Source organism: Sphingobacterium detergens (assembly GCF_003610355.1).
In the GTDB taxonomy this organism is placed as follows: Bacteria; Bacteroidota; Bacteroidia; order Sphingobacteriales; family Sphingobacteriaceae; genus Sphingobacterium; species Sphingobacterium detergens.
Genome location: NZ_RAPY01000012.1, coordinates 2,229 through 5,342, shown reverse-complemented (window position 1 = coordinate 5,342; position 3,114 = coordinate 2,229). Strand labels below are relative to the sequence as shown.

General features: G+C 49.7%; 1 rRNA gene. It reads right to left on the bottom strand.

Features of this window, described 5'->3' with window-relative positions:
* Window positions 1-43 precede the first annotated feature (43 nt).
* Window positions 44-2,925, bottom strand: a 23S ribosomal RNA gene (locus tag DFQ12_RS27890).
* Window positions 2,926-3,114: the final 189 nt, after the last annotated feature.

Below are 3,114 nucleotides of genomic sequence, written 5' to 3'. Positions count from 1 at the left end.
TTTGTTTCAAAAATTAAAGAGGAAGACAACAGTGTGTCTCTGCATGAGAAAGCTTCGGGCTATTAGTACCACTTGGCTTTGGTCTCTCAACCTTTACACCTATGGCCTATCAACGTAGTCATCTTCTACGACCCTATAAGGAAGTCTCATCTCGTGGCTAGTTTCGCACTTAGATGCTTTCAGCGCTTATCTATTCCAGACGTAGCTACCCTGCCGTACACCTGGCGGCATAACAGGTTCACCAGAGGTCTGTCCAACCCGGTCCTCTCGTACTAAGGTCAGATCCACTCAAACTTCCAACGCCCACAACAGATAGGGACCGAACTGTCTCGCGACGTTCTGAACCCAGCTCGCGTGCCACTTTAATGGGCGAACAGCCCAACCCTTGGGACCTTCTCCAGCCCCAGGATGTGACGAGCCGACATCGAGGTGCCAAACCTCCCCGTCGATATGAGCTCTTGGGGGAGATCAGCCTGTTATCCCCAGCGTACCTTTTATCCTTTGAGCGATGGCCCTTCCATACAGAACCACCGGATCACTATGTCCGTCTTTCGACCCTGTTCGACTTGTCGGTCTCACAGTCAAGCAAGCTTATGCCATTGCACTCCACGTACGGTTACCAAGCGTACTGAGCTTACCTTTGAAAGCCTCCGTTACCTTTTTGGAGGCGACCACCCCAGTCAAACTACCCACCAAACAATGTCCTCCTCATAAAGGAGTTAGAAACCGAATACAGAAAGGGCGGTATTTCAAGGTTGATTCCACGTATCCTGGCGAACACGCTTCAACATCTCCCGCCTATCCTACACATCCTGTACCCAATCTCAATGTTAAGCTATAGTGAAGGTGCATGGGGTCTTTCCGTCCCGTTGCGGGTAATCGGCGTCTTCACCGATACCACAATTTCACCGAGCTCATGGCTGAGACAGCGCCCAGATCGTTACACCATTCGTGCAGGTCGGAACTTACCCGACAAGGAATTTCGCTACCTTAGGACCGTTATAGTTACGGCCGCCGTTTACTGGGGCTTCGATTCAATGCTTCTCTTACGATGACATCCCCTCTTAACCTTCCAGCACCGGGCAGGTGTCAGGCCTTATACCTCATCTTGCGATTTTGCAAAGCCATATGTTTTTGTTAAACAGTCGCCTGGGCCTTTTCACTGCGGCTGCTCCTCTCAGAGACAGCGCCCCTTCTCCCGAAGTTACAGGGCCATTTTGCCGAGTTCCTTAGCCATGACTCACTCGAGCACCTTAGGATTCTCTCCTCGACCACCTGTGTCGGTTTGCGGTACGGGTCTTCATAACCTGAAGCTTAGCGGGTTTTCTTGGAAGTCTGTTTACCTGCTCTATCAGCGCCACCGAAGCTTTGCTGTACTATTGGGGTTCAGCAGGGTCGGCGGATTTGCCTACCGTCCCTATACCTACGCCTTTCAACGAACTATTCCGTCAGTTCGCGGCAGTGTCACTACTCCGTCACCACATCGCAGTTATGAAGAGTACTGGAATATTAACCAGTTGTCCATCGGCTTGCCCCCTTCGGGTGCGCCTTAGGTCCCGACTGACCCTGATCCGATTAACGTTGATCAGGAAACCTTGGTCTTTCGGTGGGCGGGTTTCCCACCCGCCTTATCGTTACTTATGCCTACATTTGCTTTTCCATACGGTCCAACACCCATTACCAGATATCTTCACCCCATATGGAATGCTCCCCTACCAGATGTAACTAATGTTACAAATCCATAGCTTCGGTACCGTTCTTGATGCCCGTTTATTATCCACGCCCGGCCGCTCGACTAGTGAGCTGTTACGCACTCTTTAAATGAATGGCTGCTTCCAAGCCAACATCCTAGCTGTCTGGGCAACCGGACCTCGTTAGTTCAACTTAGAACGAATTTGGGGACCTTAGCTGATGGTCTGGGTTCTTTCCCTCTCGGCCTTGGACCTTAGCACCCAAAGCCTCACTGCCGGCCATATTTAATAGCATTCGGAGTTCGTCTGGATTTGGTAGGATTTGACTCCCCCGCACCCAATCGGTAGCTCTACCTCTATTAAACTCGATGCCGACGCTGTTCCTAAAAACATTTCGGGGAGTACGAGCTATTTCCCAGTTTGATTGGCCTTTCACCCCTACCCTCAGGTCATCCGGAAACTTTTCAACGTTTATCGGTTCGGTCCTCCATTACATGTTACTGCAACTTCAACCTGCCCAAGGGTAGATCACAAGGTTTCGCGTCTACCTCATCTGACTATGCGCCCTATTAAGACTCGCTTTCGCTTCGGCTGCGTCCCTGAAGGACTTAACCTTGCCAGACAAGAGTAACTCGTAGGCTCATTATGCAAAAGGCACGCTGTCACAGAATCTCTCTGCTCCAACCGCTTGTAAGCACACGGTTTCAGGTTCTTTTCACTCCCCTGTTCGGGGTTCTTTTCACCTTTCCCTCACGGTACTGGTTCACTATCGGTCTCTCAGGAGTATTTAGCCTTACCAGATGGTGCTGGTGGATTCCCACAGGATTTCTCCGGTCCCGCGGTACTCAGGATACCACTATGTCAACATTCTTTTCCTGTACGGGGCTCTCACCCTTATTGCGCAGTTTCCCACCTGCTTCCAGTTCATAGCGCTGTACAATCTCGTGGTCCTACAACCCCGACTATGCCGTAACATAATCGGTTTGGGCTCTTTCCCGTTCGCTCGCCACTACTTGGGAAATCATTGTTATTTTCTTCTCCTACGCCTACTTAGATGTTTCAGTTCAGCGCGTTCGCGTATCATACGACTATTCTTCAAATAGTCAGGTTGCCCCATTCGGAAATCTTTGGATCAAATCGCATTTGCCAATCCCCAAAGCTTATCGCAGCTTATCACGTCCTTCTTCGCCTCTGAGAGCCTAGGCATCCCCCGTGTGCCCTTATTTACTTTCTTCACCGACATAGCCTTTTGCTACTATGCGGCTGCTTTTGATATATATACAAATATGCTACGTAAAGATTCGTTCGGCCTGGACCGAGGGTCTCCTCCCTACATCAAACACATATCAGCATTGTCTCTATACTGTTGTCTTCTCTTGTAATTTTTTTTCTCTTTCAATATGTCAAAGAACTCTTTTTTTTA